At 36.7% G+C, this 17,645-nt stretch carries 14 protein-coding genes and 1 tRNA gene; 2 read left to right on the forward strand and 13 right to left on the reverse strand.

Features of this window, described 5'->3' with window-relative positions:
- Positions 1-52 precede the first annotated feature (52 nt).
- From ACP7AV_RS00995 to ACP7AV_RS01025, 7 genes are all read right to left on the reverse strand, one after another.
- Complete coding sequence (locus tag ACP7AV_RS00995) at positions 53-2,155, reverse strand: prolyl oligopeptidase family serine peptidase (RefSeq protein ID WP_426090789.1); 2,103 nt, start codon at positions 2,153-2,155, stop codon at positions 53-55.
- A gap of 469 nt (positions 2,156-2,624) precedes the next feature.
- Positions 2,625-3,638 (reverse strand): PDDEXK nuclease domain-containing protein, encoded by a 1,014-nt coding sequence (locus ACP7AV_RS01000; RefSeq protein WP_426090790.1) that lies wholly within the window; start codon positions 3,636-3,638, stop codon positions 2,625-2,627.
- Positions 3,639-3,785: 147 nt separating this feature from the next.
- Complete coding sequence (locus ACP7AV_RS01005) at positions 3,786-6,023, reverse strand: TonB-dependent receptor (RefSeq protein ID WP_426090404.1); 2,238 nt, start codon at positions 6,021-6,023, stop codon at positions 3,786-3,788.
- A 128-nt stretch (positions 6,024-6,151) separates the two neighbouring features.
- Positions 6,152-6,505, reverse strand: a complete 354-nt coding sequence (locus ACP7AV_RS01010) for a hypothetical protein (protein WP_426090405.1) — start codon at positions 6,503-6,505, stop codon at positions 6,152-6,154.
- Positions 6,506-6,605: 100 nt separating this feature from the next.
- Entirely contained in the window at positions 6,606-7,595 is a 990-nt protein-coding gene (locus tag ACP7AV_RS01015; protein ID WP_426090406.1) for an aspartate-semialdehyde dehydrogenase, read from the reverse strand.
- Positions 7,596-7,858: 263 nt separating this feature from the next.
- Entirely contained in the window at positions 7,859-8,275 is a 417-nt protein-coding gene (mscL, locus tag ACP7AV_RS01020; RefSeq protein ID WP_426062680.1) for a large conductance mechanosensitive channel protein MscL, read from the reverse strand.
- A gap of 91 nt (positions 8,276-8,366) precedes the next feature.
- On the reverse strand, positions 8,367-10,811 hold the full coding sequence (locus ACP7AV_RS01025; protein ID WP_426090407.1) for a bifunctional UDP-N-acetylmuramoyl-tripeptide:D-alanyl-D-alanine ligase/alanine racemase: 2,445 nt from the start codon (positions 10,809-10,811) through the stop codon (positions 8,367-8,369).
- Positions 10,812-11,034: 223 nt separating this feature from the next.
- On the opposite strand from ACP7AV_RS01025, the gene ACP7AV_RS01030 reads away from it, so the two are divergent.
- Positions 11,035-11,640: a hypothetical protein gene (locus tag ACP7AV_RS01030; RefSeq protein ID WP_426090408.1), complete on the forward strand. Its 606-nt coding sequence runs from the start codon at positions 11,035-11,037 to the stop codon at positions 11,638-11,640.
- On the opposite strand, the gene ACP7AV_RS01035 is transcribed toward ACP7AV_RS01030, so the two are convergent.
- The 5 genes from ACP7AV_RS01035 to ACP7AV_RS01055 all read right to left on the reverse strand — a co-directional run bounded on the left by ACP7AV_RS01035 (position 11,635) and on the right by ACP7AV_RS01055 (position 15,661).
- Complete coding sequence (locus tag ACP7AV_RS01035) at positions 11,635-12,336, reverse strand: porin family protein (protein ID WP_426090409.1); 702 nt, start codon at positions 12,334-12,336, stop codon at positions 11,635-11,637. The two genes, ACP7AV_RS01030 and ACP7AV_RS01035, sit on opposite strands and share 6 nt — an antisense overlap.
- A 194-nt stretch (positions 12,337-12,530) precedes the next feature.
- Positions 12,531-12,615: transfer RNA gene (locus ACP7AV_RS01040), tRNA-Ser, on the reverse strand.
- Positions 12,616-12,673: 58 nt separating this feature from the next.
- The gene (locus ACP7AV_RS01045) at positions 12,674-13,702 is read right to left on the reverse strand and encodes an asparaginase (protein WP_426090410.1); all 1,029 of its coding nucleotides are present in this window, start codon (positions 13,700-13,702) and stop codon (positions 12,674-12,676) included.
- A complete protein-coding gene (locus ACP7AV_RS01050; RefSeq protein WP_426090411.1) occupies positions 13,692-14,828 on the reverse strand; it encodes a 1-acyl-sn-glycerol-3-phosphate acyltransferase in 1,137 nt (378 codons plus the stop codon). The genes ACP7AV_RS01045 and ACP7AV_RS01050 overlap by 11 nt, the downstream gene beginning before the upstream one ends.
- A gap of 65 nt (positions 14,829-14,893) precedes the next feature.
- Positions 14,894-15,661, reverse strand: coding sequence for a TatD family hydrolase (locus tag ACP7AV_RS01055; protein WP_426062746.1), 768 nt, complete (start codon positions 15,659-15,661; stop codon positions 14,894-14,896).
- A gap of 149 nt (positions 15,662-15,810) precedes the next feature.
- On the opposite strand from ACP7AV_RS01055, the gene ACP7AV_RS01060 reads away from it, so the two are divergent.
- A complete protein-coding gene (locus ACP7AV_RS01060) occupies positions 15,811-16,251 on the forward strand; it encodes a retropepsin-like aspartic protease (RefSeq protein ID WP_426090412.1) in 441 nt (146 codons plus the stop codon).
- Positions 16,252-16,307: 56 nt separating this feature from the next.
- Here the strand turns inward: ACP7AV_RS01060 and odhB are convergent, their stop codons facing one another.
- A complete protein-coding gene (odhB, locus tag ACP7AV_RS01065; protein WP_426090413.1) occupies positions 16,308-17,546 on the reverse strand; it encodes a 2-oxoglutarate dehydrogenase complex dihydrolipoyllysine-residue succinyltransferase in 1,239 nt (412 codons plus the stop codon).
- Positions 17,547-17,645 lie beyond the last annotated feature (99 nt).

Genomic DNA, 17,645 nt, shown 5'->3' on the forward strand with positions numbered 1-17,645 from the left:
GGATATAAAGATTGCAACGAATAGCAGGAAATAGCTCCTGAAATAAATCCTGTTATTCTAATTCTGGTAACAATACGACTCCCATGTTGAATAAGGTAAAAGCCTGAATATCTACATTTTCCTGAATGGTTGCCGCCACTGACTTTCCGGCGCCGTGTCCTGCATTGATGTCAATACGGATTAGGATTGGGTTTGTTCCTGTTTGTTTTTCCTGTAATTCGGCAGCAAATTTAAAACTGTGCGCCGGCACTACTCTGTCATCGTGATCGCCCGTAGTGACCATCGTTGCCGGATATTGAATCCCTTTTTGTATGTTGTGTACGGGAGAATACCCTTTGATATAGTTGAACATTTCCTTGCTGTCCTGAGCCGTTCCGTAATCATACGCCCAACCTGCTCCTGCTGTAAAGGTGTGGTAGCGCAACATGTCCATCACTCCCACTGCCGGCAAAGCGACTTTCATCAAATCCGGACGTTGCGTCATGGTAGCGCCCACTAGCAATCCTCCGTTTGACCCACCACGAATGGCCAGGTATTGTGAAGACGTGTATTTCTCCGCAATCAGGTATTCTGCCGCTGCGATGAAATCATCAAATACATTTTGTTTTTGCATTTTGATTCCCGCATCATGCCATTTTTTCCCGTATTCGCCACCACCACGTAAATTTGGTACGGCATAAACGCCTCCGTTTTCCATCCAAACGGCATTGGCAATACTGAAACTTGGTGTTAAACTCACATTGAATCCTCCGTAACCGTACAGCATCGTTGGATTTGTTCCGTCGAGTTTCAATCCTTTTTTATGGGTGATAATCATCGGGATTTTGGTTCCGTCCTTAGAGGTATAAAAAACTTGTTTGGACTCGTATTGCTCGCTGTTGAAATCCACTTTTGGTTTTTGATATACCGCTGAAGTTCCTGTTTGTGGTTCAAATGAAAAAGTAGAACCCGGTGTAATGTAATTCGTGAAGGAATAATATAATGTTTTCTCTTTTTTCTTTCCACCAAAACCACCTGCGGTTCCTATGCCCGGCAACTGAATTTCACGAACTAGTTTCCCTGAATAATCGTATTGTTTTACCAACGAAACGGCGTCTTTCATGTAATTCGCAAAGAAATACCCGCCACCTGTTGAAGGAGACAACACATTCTCAGTTTCTGGAATAAAATCTTTCCAGTTTTCCGGTTTTGGATTGTTGACATCCACGGTAACGATGCGTTTGTTGGGCGCATTCAAGTCGGTTTCTATGAATAATTTTCCACCTTCGTTTTCAATGATGTTGTTGTCGCTCTTGAAATTATCCACAATTGTCACAATAGGACTGTTGGGCTTTGTCAAGTCTTTGATGTACAATTCGTTTCCGTAAGTAGAATTTGACGCGGTGATGACTAAATAACGGTCATCTTCCGTAACTCCACCACCTACATAGCGGCGCTTTTGGTCGGCACCAAAAACCACTTGATCCTGTTTTTGCGAAGTTCCCAACTTGTGGAAATACAATTTATGCTGATCGGTTTTCGCCGATAATTCGCTTCCTTTTGGTTTGTCATAACTGGAATAGTAGAATCCTTCATTTGCTTTCCAAGACACACCGCTAAATTTCACGTCGACGATAGTATCTTCGATTATTTTTTGGGTAATGGCATCCATGATAATAACTTTTCTCCAGTCGCTTCCGCCTTCTGAAATGGCATAGGCTACTTTAGAACCGTCTTTGGAGAAATCCAAGCCGCCAAGCGAAGTGGTTCCGTCTTTAGAAAACGTATTGGGATCCAAGAAAACGGTTTCGGTTCCTTTGGTATCTTTTCTGTACAACACCGATTGATTTTGTAAACCGTTATTTTTGTAATAATAAGTGAAATTTCCTTCTTTGAAAGGCGCTCCTATCTTTTCATAATTCCACAGTTTTTCCATTCTTGCTTTCAAGACATCACGAAACGGAATTTGCGCCAAATAACCATAGGTCACTTCGTTTTGGGCTTTTACCCAAGCACCGGTTTCTGCCGACTTATCGTCTTCGAGCCAGCGGTACGGATCCGGAAGTTTGGTGTCGAAATACACATCCACGGTTTCCCCTTTACTAGTAGTGGGATAGGTTATAGGTTTTGGATTTGGGTTTTGGCCAAAAGTCGCCATTGCAGATGATACAGCCATTATTAAAAAAGTGTTTTTCATATGTTGATATTTATTGTTTTTCATCGGTTATATGTAATTGTTTTACCTGTTCGCTATGCTCGAGTGGCATATTATCATTGGTGCTTGCGACCCAATTACCTTCATGCCCATTTCATTAGATTCTGTTTAAGGTTGTTACAAAAATAGGGAAAATAGTTAGTCTTCTAACGGTGAGAAAGTCTTAAATAAAACTAAAATTCGCTATTCTTACGAATAGGATTTGGGATGAATGAGATTGCTACTATTTTTTTCTTACCACGAATTGCTTGAATTTTGCTCGAATTATGGTTTTGATTAGAGTTGTGGATTTCAGAACTAATGCAATTGTGTCCGCACTGCGGACACAATTCAAACTAGCCAACAGATGACACCTACTGAACTAATTTACACTGGTTTTACAGGTAGATAATTCTCATCTTCAAGTCAATATTTGTGTGCAGACGCTAGATTATTCACTTTCTTTTCCTTGCTCAAAATTCTGTAATTCAATATTTACAGCTTCCAACAACTGTTGTTCTGTTGGCAGGTATAATTTATATTTACTGGCAACAATATTTTTTTCGTTTTCCGGCAGCGTAAATTTTACGACACCGTCATTTTTATTGGCACAAAGCAAAATACCAATAGTTGGATTTTCACGAGGCAGTTTCTCTATTCGATCGTAATAATTGACATACATCTGTAGTTGACCAATATCCTGATGGGTGAGTTTATCTGTCTTGATTTCGATAATGACGAAGCATTGTAATATTCGATTATAAAAAACTAAATCTGTAAAAAATTCATCACCGTCAATGTGTATTCTTTTTTGTCTCGCGACAAATGAAAAACCATTTCCCAGTTCCAATAAAAAATCTTGCAAATGCGTAATTATTGCGCTTTCTAAATCTCTTTCGTAATAAGCCGCTTCCCGTTTTAGTCCCAAAAATTCTAAATACATCGGGTCTTTTATAATCTCTTTAGCATCCGAAGGCAGTTTTTCATTTTTAGCTACAGCAAGTACGCTTTCTTTATCATTGCTCATTAGAAGACGTTCATATAAGCTACTGTTAATTTGACGTTCGAGTTGCCTTGATGTCCAATTATTCTTTACACTTTCCGCAACATAAAACTCTCTTTTATATTGATTGTCAATTGCCAAAAGGAATTTATATTGTGTCCAACTCAATTGCGTCCGCAGTGCGGACGCAATTGGAAACATTCGGTAAAACTGTCGGTATCTCTCTAATTGCCTCACTGAAAAACCACTTCCATATTCTGGTTGTAATTGTTGCGAAAGAAATTTAATTAAGTACGTTCCATAGTCCGCACGGTCTTTTCCTTCTTGTTCTTCCTCAAAAATACGTTGCCCAATATACCAATACATCAAGGTTCTTTCATTGTCCACCGCTTTAATCGCTTTGTCTTTCGAAGCTGCTATAATGACTTTAATATCAGGAATTACAGATTGGTTTTGTAGCATCATTGTTTTGGTTTATAAAATTCATTTATTCTGTACACAATAATACGAAAAAAGCACTGAAACAGTAATAAATGCTTTTTGTTCTTAAACCCAAAAAAACGCTACTCTTTCGAATAGCGTTTTTTGTTTTTTACTGAAGCAAATAAATTACAAATTAAAATTCACTCCCAAAATAATGTTTCTTCCAATGTTTGAAATACCATCTGTTTTTAGCCGAGAAAGATGTGCAATGTATCTTTTATCAAATAAATTATTCCCGTTGATGTTGACATCAAAAGCGGTTTTACCCAGTTTTACAGTTCCGCCAAAACCTAAATTCACTAAGTTGTATCCACTCGATTCTGTTTCAAATCCGCTTACATTTTTTTGATTGAACGTACTGGAAATATTTAGTGTTGCAAAACCATCTTTTAACCAGTTTTTGATTTTGAATTCGGTTCTAATGGTGTTATTCCAATTGTTTGCCGGGATTAACGGTAAGTAATCTCCGTTTTGTTTTTCACCGGTTACAGTTTCAAAACTCGTTTCAAAATGCAACCAGTCCAATGGATGCGGATGAAAATGCAGTCCGATTTCGCCTCCATATAATTTGGCATTATTCTGAATATAATCAAAAACAGCGTTCTCTGCAACCATTTCTCCTGTTGGCGAGGTGTAGATATAATTGTTGATGTGATTGTAAAATCCGTTTACAAAAAACTCAAAATGATCCGTTTTATATTCTAAATTTAAATCCGTTTGAACGTTTTGCTCGGTTTCTAAATCACTATTTCCTACTTCATAGCGATTCGTTCCTTCATGAACTCCATTAGAAGTTAATTCGGCTAAATTTGGCGCTCTAAATCCTGAAGCTACATTCAACCGCAACGTCAAATCATCGGCTAGATTAGTTTTGTAACCCAACGATGCATTAAAACTGTCGTATGATTTATTGATGGCTTCAAATGAACCTTCTTCACCTGCAATTCCTTGTGCATCCGTAGTGATATTTCTATTATCAAAACGCAATCCGGCTTGCAACACATTCGTATTCCACTCATAATTAGCTGTCCCAAAAACACCAAAATCATTGGTAACCGCATCCGGAATTAAATATTCTTCCCCTGAATTTGTATTAGTTTGGTGCATTCCCTGAACTCCAACAATGGTTTCTATTTTTCCCATTTTTGGTAGATGGTATTTTGCATTGTAATTGAAAGTCTTCAGTTTCATGTGTAGAACGGCCACATTGCTGTCTTCAAACTCGCTTCGATCATTGGCAATATATCCTAAGTCGACATCCAACTTTGATTTTTCGAAAAAGAAAACATTGTTTAAACTCAACAAATGATTGAAAATTCCTTGTTTTGGAAATCCAGTTTTCTTACTTATCGTTTGCTCCGCGATACCATCTTCCGGAATTCCCAAATCTAATTCATTGTAATTGTAACGTAGTACACTTGAAAACTTGGCATTACTATAACCAATTCCTGTTTTGAAATCGGTTTCATTGTACCGGGTATTTGTCACTCGGTCGCCATCAGCACCGGAAGTCGAAGACCGAACTGGCGAAGCACTTTTATAATCAGAATGGGTGTTGTAACTTCCCCGTGCCATAAATTTCCAGTTGTCTGTGGAGGTTTTCACACCCAAAGAGGAATTGCTTCCGGCGGTATTCGAGAAATATTTTTGACTAAAGTTCGCTTTAAAAGTATTCGCATCAGCAAATTTTTCGGGGTTAAAATACAATACTCCTCCCAATGCATCGGAACCGTACAACAAAGAAGCCGGTCCTTTAATCACCTCAACACTTTCTATTCCTGAATCGTTCAATCCCAAACCGTGTTCGTCACCAAACTGTTGATTTTCTATTCGAACACCTTGAGAATACACCAAAACACGATTGCCGCTCAAACCGCGAATCACTGGTTTCCCAATAGATGTTCCGGTAGAAACCTGCGAAACTCCCGGGATAGTCGCCAATCCTTCAATTAACGTAGCAGTTCCTTTTCGTTGTAAATTTTTGATGCTTTCATGCTCCACTTTCATCACGTTTTGCGATTGTATTTTATTGAAAGCGGTTGAAACAATAACTTCATCCATTTCGAATATTGCTTCCTCAAGGATAACATCAAGTATGTTTTCTTTTTGAAGACTGCTTATGGTTTTATTTTGGGTTGCAAATCCTAAAAATGTAAAGCTGATTTTTACGTTTGCGCTCGGCAGATTGGAAAATGCATATTTTCCGTTTTCATCTGTTGTGGTTCCTTTATGCAATTCTGATGCATAAACTGAAACACCCTTTATGGGTTGGTTCCTTAAATCGGTAACGGTTCCCGAAAGGGCATTTTGCGCTTGAAGCATTGCCGAAAAACCCAAGAATAGGCCTATAATAAATTTTTTCATTGAAAATGATTGTATAGTTTTTCCTCTGCCCAGCCCTCTACAAAGGAGAGGGAGCCGAGACCGGAATTATTTAGTAAATAATACGTGTAAAACGTGCTGAAATGAATTCAAAAGAAGCTGAAATGAATTCAGCTTAAACTATCTACGGGTGGACCTCGGAGGGAATACAAACTGCCGGAAAACGAAATAACCGTCTCCGCTGCAGTAAAAAAATACGGGATTTCTTCAATACTGGAGTACAATTGATAGGAGAAATCATTTGGAGTGCTGTAACTTCCAAAAGAGAATTCACAAACGTAACAATGGTCAACTTTCTGGTGTTGGTGCGTTATCTCTGTACCGGTAACATTGTATTTATGGTGGCACTGCTTTTCGGAAAGCTGTTTTTGCAAATGCTCATAGGTGTGCAATGACTGAAACAGCATTGAGAACAAGACTGTAACAATCAGAGAAAGACCTACTATGAGTTTATTCTTTTTCATTCGAGCCAAAGGTAACAAAAACAGGAAAAAAGAAAACCATTTGTCTCACAAAATATATTTTTGCGAAACAAATGGTTTCATTTTAAAAATAAAAATCGATTTAAACCAATTTGGCTGCAATCAAATATTCTGCAATTTGTATTGTGTTAGTCGCTGCTCCTTTTCTCAAGTTGTCCGCAACAATCCACATATTCAATGTGTTTTCCTGGCTTTCGTCACGACGAATTCTACCTACAAAAACGTCATCTTTTCCTTGCGCATACATTGGCATTGGGTACGTGTAGGTGTCATTATTGTCCTGTACGACTACTCCATCGGTATGATGCAGAATGTTTCGTACTTCGTTTAGGTCAAAATCATTCGAAAATTCTACGTTTACCGCTTCACTATGTCCGCCTACAATCGGTACACGTACTGCAGTAGCCGTGACAGCAATTGTATTATCGCTTAAGATTTTTTTAGTTTCACGAACCAGTTTCATCTCTTCTTTTGTGTATCCATTTTCTTCAAAAGAATCACATTGTGGAATCGCATTTCTGTGAATTGGATATTTATACGCCATCTCACCTTGAACACCTGCGTATTCATTTTCCAATTGTTGCAGTGCTTTTACACCTGTTCCGGTAATGGATTGGTAGGTAGAAACAATTACACGTTTGATATTGTATTTTTTGTGTAAAGGTGCCAAAACCAATACCATTTGTATTGTAGAGCAGTTTGGATTCGCAATAATTTTATCTGCTGCAGTCAATTCAGCTGCATTGATTTCAGGAACGATTAATTTTTTGGTCGGGTCCATTCTCCATGCCGATGAATTATCAATAACAGTAGTTCCTGCTGCCGCAAATTTTGGAGCCCACTCCAATGACGTGTCGCCACCTGCAGAAAACAAAGCAATATCCGCTTTCATGTCTACTGCCGTTTGCATGCCCACTACTTTATATTTTTTACCCTTGTATTCAATTTCTTTACCCACTGATCGCTCAGAAGCAACCGGAATTAATTCTGTTACAGGAAAATTTCTTTCTGCCAAAACTTTCAACATTACTTCGCCAACCATTCCGGTAGCGCCTACAACTGCTATTCTCATCTTATATATTATTACTGAATATTGAATTTGAAGTACAAAAGTAACCAATATTAAAACCAAAACAAGTAGCTTCACAAAAAATAACAAAATGTTACATTTATAACATATGCTGTTAGGAATAATTCTATGGCTTTTATTCCATTGCCAATCTGAGAATCTAAGGACTAATTTTCTTGACGAAAGCACAAAGTAAAACCGCTTCAAATATGAAGCGGTTTCTGAAATGTGTTCAGAATAAATTAGAATGTATAATGTAGCAAAAATTACTTTTTTAATAAATCTCTGATCTGAATCAATAATTCTTCTTGAGTTGGCCCAACAGGAATAGCTACAACAACCACTTCTTTTTTCTTCGCTTTTTCGGCGGCTCTCAATATTACAAAAACAAAAAATGCAATAATAACAAAGTTAATAATAGCTTGGAGTAAATTTCCATAAGTGATTACAGCAGCCCCAGCCTTTTTTGCTGCAGCCAAATCAGGATAACTGCTCCGATCCAAAGTGATGAATTTTTGGGTAAAATCGATACCGCCAGTTATCAAACCAACGATAGGCATTATAATATCATCTACAGCAGATCCAACAATTTTGCCAAATGCACCAGCAATAACAACCGCAGTTGCTAAACTTAAAACGTCTCCTTTCATCAAAGAAGCTTTAAAATCCCTGAAAAATCCCATAATTTATTTAATTTTAGGGTTACAATTAATCTTTGTAAAATGAATATAATATAAATTTTACCCCAATTGACCGTCTTTTACCAATATTTATTTATTCCCTGTAAAATACCCGTTTCACTCGTTGAGAAATACTAGTAAGAATTTCATAGGAAATTGTGTTTAATTTCTGCGCCATGTAAGTCACCGTTGGGCTTTCGCCAAAAATAATCACCTGATCTCCTTCTGCACATTCTATAGCAGTGACATCAACCATCAGCATGTCCATACAAATACTGCCAACAATGGAAGCTTTTGATTTGTTAATTATTACATAACCTAAACCGTTTCCCCAACCTCTGGAAATTCCATCAGCATATCCAATAGGAATCGTGGCAATCTTAGTGGGTTTGTCCGCAATAAATCGTCTGCCATAACCAACACTTTCGCCAGCAGCAATACTTCTGATTTGTGAAATTATAGATTTTAGTGTACCCACGTTTTCCAACTTCTGCTGTTCTTCCGCATCATTAGAAACACCGTAAAGTCCAATTCCCAACCGAACCATATCGTATTGTGAATCTGAATAATTGCTGATTCCCGAAGTATTCAAAATGTGCCGTAAAGGTTTTATTTGTAATTCTGTCATCAATTTGTGTGATAATTTTTCAAATAAATCAATTTGTGAATTTGCAAAATCCTTGAATTCCAAATCATCACTTGTGGCCATGTGAGACAAAATACTTTTTACTTTAACAGTTTTATTTCCTCTTAAAGTCGCAATCAAATCAGCAATCGTATTGTCCTCAAAACCCAAACGGTGCATGCCCGTATCGAGTTTGATATGTATCGGAAATTGATTTAAGTTCTTTTGTTCTGCAATCTTAAGGAACGCATGAAGTCCTTTTAAACTATAAATTTCAGGTTCTAACTGATGATGAATAATCGCAGAAAAACTGGTCGTTTCAGGATTTAAAACCATAATAGGTAAATGAATTCCAGCACTTTTCAACGAAATTCCTTCATCGGCGAAAGCCACGCCGAGATAATCCACTTTGTGATGTTCTAATAATTTAGCGATTTCAAAACCGCCATTTCCGTATCCAAAAGCCTTCACCATAACCATCATCTTCACATTCGGCTTCAATTTCGATTTAAAGAAATTCAGGTTATGACTAATCGCATTCAGATTGATTTCCAGAACTGTTTCATGTTTTTTTTCTTCTAATAAAGAAACAATTTCTTCAAATTGAAACGTTCTCGCTCCTTTGATTAGAATAGTTTCATTGGCAAAGTCCAAGTTTTGAAAATCAGCGACAAATGCAGCTGTGTTTTTGTAAGTGACACAATGAGCAAATTTATTTTCGTACGCCGAAATGGTTTCTCCAATTCCAATAATACGATCAATTTTATTCGAAACAATTAACTGCGAGACTTTTGTATACAATTCGTCATTAGCCAAACCACTTTGAAAAATATCCGAAAGAATCAACGTTTTCCTTTGGTATTGCTTCTGACTTTCGAGAAAATCTAACGCTATTTTTAATGACTGAAAATCCGAGCTGTAACTGTCGTCAATAATACTACAGTTGTTGATTCCATTCTTAACTTTCAAACGCATTTCTACCGGATACAACAATTCCATTCGATTTTGAATGGTTTCTTCATCGTATTTAAAATACAATAAAACCATTAAACACGAAATTGAATTTTCGATTGACGCCTTATCCTGAAATGGAATTTTTATATCAAAATGTCGTTGCCCAAATTGAACATTTAAAACAGTCTTGTCTTTAGCACTTTTTTTTGAAACAAAAACATCAGCATCTTTGAAGTCAAAACTCCAAGAAAAAGTTTTCATTTCGGGACTGATAAAGGTATTGATGATTTCATTTTTATTGTAAATTAAAACTTGAACATGCTCAAAAAGTTTTAATTTTTCCGCTATTTTATTTTCTAAATTTACGAAACCTTCATCGTGCGCAGAACCAATGTTAGTCAGAATTCCAATGGTAGGCTTGATTATTTTCTCCAGTTTTTCCATTTCAGAATGAGTGGAAATTCCGGCTTCAAAAATCCCCAAATTGTGTTGTTCATTGATTGCAATCACAGACAACGGAACACCAATTTGTGAGTTGTAGCTCTTTGGACTTCGAATAATATTGTAATCAGGGCTCAGTAAAAAATTAAGCCATTCCTTTACTATCGTTTTACCGTTACTTCCCGTCAATCCGATAACAGGCAAATTAAAAAGACTGCGATAATTTGCTGCAAATTGCTGTAAAGCAGTCAGCGTATTTTCGACAACAAAAAAATTAGCTTGACCTTCACATTGCACCGGAATATATGTAACCACAAAATTTTGAACTCCAATTGCAATTAAATCCATTATGTATCGGTGTGCGTCATTATTGGCTCCGACCAATGCAAAAAATAAAGTCTGCGGTCCATTTTGCAAAGAACGGCTATCTATAGCGATAGCATCAATAATCAAATTAGTGTTGTTACCAATAAATGTAGCAGGGATATTTTGAATGCTTTTTAGAATTTTTTGGCTCATGGAATTAGAAAGAGATTGAGGTAGATTTTTTATAGAAATTACTTTTTTACTAGTTTGTCTATTTGTAAAACTTCCTCAAAAATAACACTTCTTTTCAAAACGATGACTTAGATCCACCATAATTATGAGCAGTTCCGATTATTTAACGAAAAGAAACAACAGTAATAGCTTTACTAATTTTCGCAGATTACATATATTTGTTTTTAGATAAAAATCAGCAGTTTTGAAAAAAATACTCCCATTGTTTTCCTATGTTTTCCATCCGATATTCATACCGGTAATGGCAACACTATTTTATCTTTTTTATAATGGGAATGACTTTGTAAGTCAGGAAAAACTATTTGTTTTTTTTCAAGTTGTGATTGTAACAGTATTTATTCCTGTTTTGGCATTCCTGCTTTTGCGAGCAACCGGAAATATGGATTCAATTATGGCATCTAAAATATCCCAGCGCAAAATTCCATTAGTACTACATTGTTTTTTGCTTATTCTTTTGGTAAGAAAAAGCATTACTATAGACCGATATCCTGAACTGCACTTTTTTTTGTTGGGGGCGCTTTTGAGCACAATCTTGGCACTCATCCTTTTGTTTACCAATATAAAAGCGAGCCTTCACATGATAGCAATCAGTTCCTTGACGGTCTTTATAATTGAATTAAGTATGCATCTCCAAATTCAGAATACTTTTATTATTGCAACACTGATTTTGCTGAATGGTTTTGTGGCTTCATCCCGGTTAGAAATGAAAGCACACACTAATAATGAACTGATTTTAGGTTTTATTCTGGGAGCAATACCGCAGCTGCTATTACTGGTTCTGTGGTTATAAAATGTAGAATATGATTCCAAAATTCAAAGATTGCATATTAATGGATTCGTCGTTGACCTTCGCTGACTTAAACAACGAATTCAACCCATAATACGCATATAAATTAATCGTATTGTAACCCGATGAAATATAAGCGCCATACTGAAATTTATTGAAATCTTTGTTTCCAGTAACTGACACTTTACCAGTACTTCCATCATAAACAGACTTATCATACAATAAATAACTAAACTTTATTCCAGTGTAAATTCGCCAAAATTTATGACTTTCATAAGTTGAACTCCTCCATCTAAATTCAACAGGTACATCAACAGAGAGTAAGGAGAATTTATTTTTATTGTACTTTGTATTCGGATCAATGTAAGCATAAACCGGCCCTGCATCCGTTGGCGAAATAATTAAATTCTGATTGTAATTATTATACGTAAAACCAAAACCCGAAGCGATGGCAATAGTTCTGTTTTTGTTAATGGGCATGTCTCTCAGAAAACCCGCTGAAAACCCGGAAGAAAATTTATTTTGAGACAAGCCTGTTGGCCTATCGACCAGCGTATTGTACGTTATCGCAAAATAAAACTGATCTTCTCTATATAAGGAATCAACTTTTACAATTGGAGCCTCAACAACAGTGGTGTTTTCTTGCGAAAAAACATTAAAAACAAATAAAAGCAGGAAACAACTAAGGACTATTCGCATATTGTTTTTTGTTTTAAAATGGCTTGTTGCGCAAAAACAAAAATTGTGGTTTTTTATTTCTCGTGATCGCTTTACAAATATACCATTTTGTAGAATTTCTTACAGCCAGAAAGCATAATTATTGATTTTTACATCCTGCTAAAAGTTGAATAAAAAAAATCCTGCTAAAATCACTTAGCAGGATTGTCATTTTGCAGAGAGGAAGGGATTCGAACCCTCGATATGTTGCCATATACACGCTTTCCAAGCGTGCGCCTTCAGCCACTCGGCCACCTCTCTATTTTATAAGATTGCAAAGAACACGAAAAAAAATGAGTTAGAAAAGTAAAATCTAAAATTATATCATTTCTCCACGTAAAGAAGTTTCAAAAATAGTTTTGAAATCCTTTGCTTCACTATTTTGACCCAACAAATACATTAATTTTGTGATTGCCGCTTCGGTTGTGATGTCTTTTCCAGAGATTACTCCAATTTCCTTCATTCCAGTACTGGTCTCATATTGCCCCATACTGACGCTTCCAGCAGAACACTGTGTCACATTGATAATGTGCAAACCCTCGGCAATTGCTTTTCTTAATAGGTTTAAAAACCAATCCTCCGTAGGTGCATTTCCAGCTCCATACGTTTCTAAAACAATTCCTTTGAGATTTGGAATATTTAAAATAGCGGATAAAACTGCTTCACTGATACCCGGAAACATTTTTATAATCGCCACGTTATTATCCAAGTTTTTATGAACCTTGAATTCTTTACTTTCATTTTTAGACAGGAATAATTCGGAATTTAATTTTAAATGTACGCCAGACTCCACCAATTCAGGATAATTGGGGGATGTAAATGCTTTAAAATGTTCCGCATTAATCTTTGTAGTTCTATTCCCTCGATATAATTTATATTCAAAATAAAGACATACTTCGCTGATAACTGGTTCATCGTTGATTCGTAGAGACGCGATTTGGATTGCGGTGATTAAGTTTTCTTTGGCGTCCGTACGTAAATCTCCAATCGGTAATTGAGAACCGGTAAAAATTACGGGTTTCGATAAATTTTCAAGCATAAAACTCAATGCCGATGCCGAATAGGACATCGTATCCGACCCATGAAGCACGACAAACCCATCAAAAGAAGTGTAGTTATCCTCGATAATGATCGCAATCTTAGCCCATCCTTCAGGATTCATATTTGAGGAGTCAATTGGATTTTCGAAAGATATGGTTTCGATTTCACAATCCAATTGTTTCAATTCCGGAATGCGCTGTAATAATTTACTAAAATTGAATGCCGTGAGCGCTCCCGTCTCAAAATCTTTCCTCATACCGATGGTTCCACCGGTGTAGATTAAAAGAATTTTGGCTTTATACAACATCGTGGTATTTTAATTTATTGACAACAGGATTCGCGTACATAGCCAGAAAACCGTCTAAGGCAACTGGATTATCATGATCTATCCGCATTTCAAGTCTGCGTTCGAATAATGATTTTTCATTTTCGGTATGCAAATGCGAAAAGCGATTGGTGTTGTTTACAATATCATACGCAATAAAATTCGTAGGCCACAATTTATAATTGCTTAATATGGCATCGTTAATTATTTGTGCCAAAGCAACTATTTGCTTATTCGAACTGTCATTTTCAGCTTTGATGGCTTCAATTTCCGTGTCTAAAACCTTACCTACATGAATGTGAATCCCTTTCTTTTGTCCCAAAGCACCACTGAGAATCGTCATGAAATCTTCATTTTTTTCTTTGATGTACACTTCATTGTTGGCTTCAGCCATCAATTGAGGCATTTTTAAAGCATCTGTGGGATCATATTCATACGAAATAGAAACGGGTACAATTTTTATTTTCTTGAAATAATCCATCAAGTTTTTTTCATCAGAACCCATTCCAAGCATTTTTAATACGCCAGGATTGGTCTCGTCATTGCCGTCTTTTGTTCTTCCTTCGCGTTGCGCAATCCAGACAGAGCGGTTTTCATGCAGCAATAAATTACCAATATACTCTGACAGCATTTTTGAACTTTGTAACATTTCCCTTGGCGTTAAGCCACGTTGCACCAGAAAGTTCCGATTCAGTTTTGCTAACGTATTCAAGAATGCTTTTTTGACTAAATTATCGCCAATTGCTGAAGCAGTCATCACTAAACCATGCTCAAATAAAGCCGTATTCAACAACGTCGTGTCTAAGAGAATATCGCGATGATTGGATATAAACAAGTAAGAAGTATTAGGTTGTAAGTTTTCAAAACCGGAGGTTGTCAATCCTTCGGAGCTTTTTTCTAAAACCTTTTGAACCGATTGGTAGATGAAATTACATTGAAAATCACGTATGGAATGCGTTTTTCGAAGTTGTTCTTTCCAAACTTCATCTGCAACATCGGGGAAAGTAAAATTCATCAATGCTTTCATCATTGGATGATTAACAACATTCTGAAGTGCTTCGTTTATTTCAGAATCATAAAATGGCCGAATAGCGTCAAATTTCTGCATTTTGGTTCTCAATTTTTGTGTGGGCAAATGAACAAAAAAAATATTAAAATAAGGTGAATTCTAATTTAAATCCCAAAAATAGCTTTCGAATTCTCCGTGGTTATCTCCGCAATTTCATTTGCCGAAAGGCTGTAAATCTGGGCTAGCTTCTCTACTACGTTTAAAATATAGCTACTTTCATTCCTTTTACCTCGGAAGGGGACTGGCGCTAAGTAGGGAGAATCTGTTTCCAGAACAATGTGTTTAAGTTCAATTTGGTTCAGGAACTGGTCGATTTTTCCGTTTTTAAAAGTCACCACACCACCAATGCCCAACTTCATGTTATATGAAATCGCTTGTAATGCCTGCTCATACGTTCCAGAGAAACAATGAAAAATACCAAATAATTCAGGTGATTTTTCTTCCTCTAAAATTTCAAAAATTTCGTCGAAAGCTTCTCGGCAATGAATCACAATGGGTAATTTATACTGTTTCGCCAACTGAATTTGTCTTTTGAAAGCGATTCGTTGCTGTGGCAAATGGGTTTTGTCCCAATACAAATCGATTCCAATTTCGCCTACGGCGTAAAATTTTCTTCTAGCCAATTCGTTTTCTACATGTTGAAGTTCTTCCAAATAATTATCTTTTACATACGTTGGGTGTAAACCCATCATTAAAAAAATAGTATTTGGGTGATTTTTCTCCAATTCATACATGGATTCTGTACAGGTAGAATCGATGGCGGGAATAAAAAAACGCGAAACACCGGCATCAATGGCGCGTTGTATCATTTCGTTTCGGTCTTGATCAAATTCCTCTGAATATAAATGAGTATGCGTATCAGTAATAGTTATAGTTGCTTTCAAGTGTAAAATTTAAGAGTACAAAATTACATGAATAAATGTTGTCGAAAAAATGGTTTTAAAAAGATTCGTACAATTCCTTAAGCAACTCCGCCTATCTTTGTAAACAGTTAAAAATTACTGAAATAAATTCAGCATAAATGAAAAACCTCCACGATATTCTCAAAAAAGAAAACTACAGAAAAGTAAAATTTAAAATTACTAAAACGCAACATTTGTTGATAAAAGCAAAAATAAATGGTGTAACAGGAAATTTTATTCTGGATACAGGAGCTTCAAACAGTTGTGTGGGATTTGAAAGTGTCGATTTATTTTTATTGGACGCAAAAAAATCAAAGACGAAAGCCGCTGGTGCGGGAGCCACCGGAATGTTTACGCAACTGGCTTTGAAAAATCAATTGCAGCTTGGTTCCTGGAAAGATTCTAATTTCGAACTCGTTATTTTTGATTTGTCACATGTAAATGAAGCGCTAACACAACACAAAGCCAAACCTGTTCATGGTATTATTGGCGCTGATATTTTGATGAAAGGGAAGGCGATTGTCGATTATTACAACCATTATTTGTATTTGCTAAAATAGAAAATCCTGTTTAGAACATACTAAACAGGATTCTTTTATATTCTAAAACCTTAGAATTACAATTCAAACGCTTTTTTAGGATTGTTGTCTAACAATAATTCCATTGGGTTTTCTAAAGCTTCTTTCACAGCAACTAAGAATCCAACTGACTCACGACCATCAATAATTCTGTGATCATAAGACAAAGCCACGTACATCATTGGGTGAATTTCTACTTTTCCGTTTACGGCAATTGGACGCTCAATAATATTGTGCATTCCAAGAATTCCCGATTGTGGAGGATTGATAATTGGCGTACTTAGCATACTTCCAAAAACACCACCGTTAGTAATTGTAAAGGTTCCACCAGTCATGTCATCCACTGTGATTTGTCCGTCACGTGCTTTAAGCGCTAATCGTTTAATATCTGCTTCAACACCACGGAACGTTAAGTTTTCCGCGTTGCGAACCACAGGAACCATTAATCCTTTTGGTCCTGAAACCGCAATTGAAATATCGCAAAAGTCGAAAGCGATCTTATGATCACCATCCATCATTGAGTTTACATCTGGGAATAATTTTAACGCTCTGGTTACTGCTTTCGTAAAGAAAGACATGTATCCTAAACCAATTCCACCGTGTTTAGCTTTGAATGCATCTTTGTATTCATTACGAATCAAGTTGATTGGCGTCATGTTTACTTCGTTAAAAGTAGTCAACATGGCCGTTTCGTTTTTAGCGGCAACTAATCTCTCAGCCACTTTACGACGCAACATCGATAATTTAGTACGCTCCGATCCACGAGAACCACCTGTAGGAGTTCCCATTGAAGGCACAGCATTTACGGCATCGTCTTTAGTGATTCTTCCGTCTTTTCCAGTTCCAGTTATGGAAGCTGGCCCTATATTTTTCTCGTCTAATATTTTTCTTGCTGCCGGAGATGGAGTTCCTGAAGCATAAGTCGCTGCTGGAGCTGCCGCTACCGGAGCCGCTTTTGGCGCTTCTGCCTTAACTTCAGCTTTTGGCGCTTCAACTGTTTTTGTAGCTTCGGCAACTGGTGCATCTCCTGCTGGTTTTGCTCCGTCCGTATCAATATGACACACAACTGCTCCAACTGCTACTGCGTCGCCTTCTTCTGCTTTTAAAGTAATGATTCCGCTGGCTTCTGCTGGCAATTCTAAAGTTGCTTTATCAGAATCAACTTCAGCAATTGCTTGGTCTTTTTCTACATAATCTCCGTCTTTTACCAACCAAGTTGCAATTTCAACTTCCTTTATAGATTCCCCTGGTGATGGGACTTTCATTTCTAAAATCATGTTCTATTATTTTAAATTATGAATTTTAAATTTTAAATTGTTCTCGAACAACCTGTGTTTATTGTATGAACTGTTTTTTAGCCCTGATTGCAGTGAAAA

The organism is Flavobacterium sp. DSR3-2, assembly GCF_049896525.1.
GTDB lineage: Bacteria > Bacteroidota > Bacteroidia > Flavobacteriales > Flavobacteriaceae > Flavobacterium.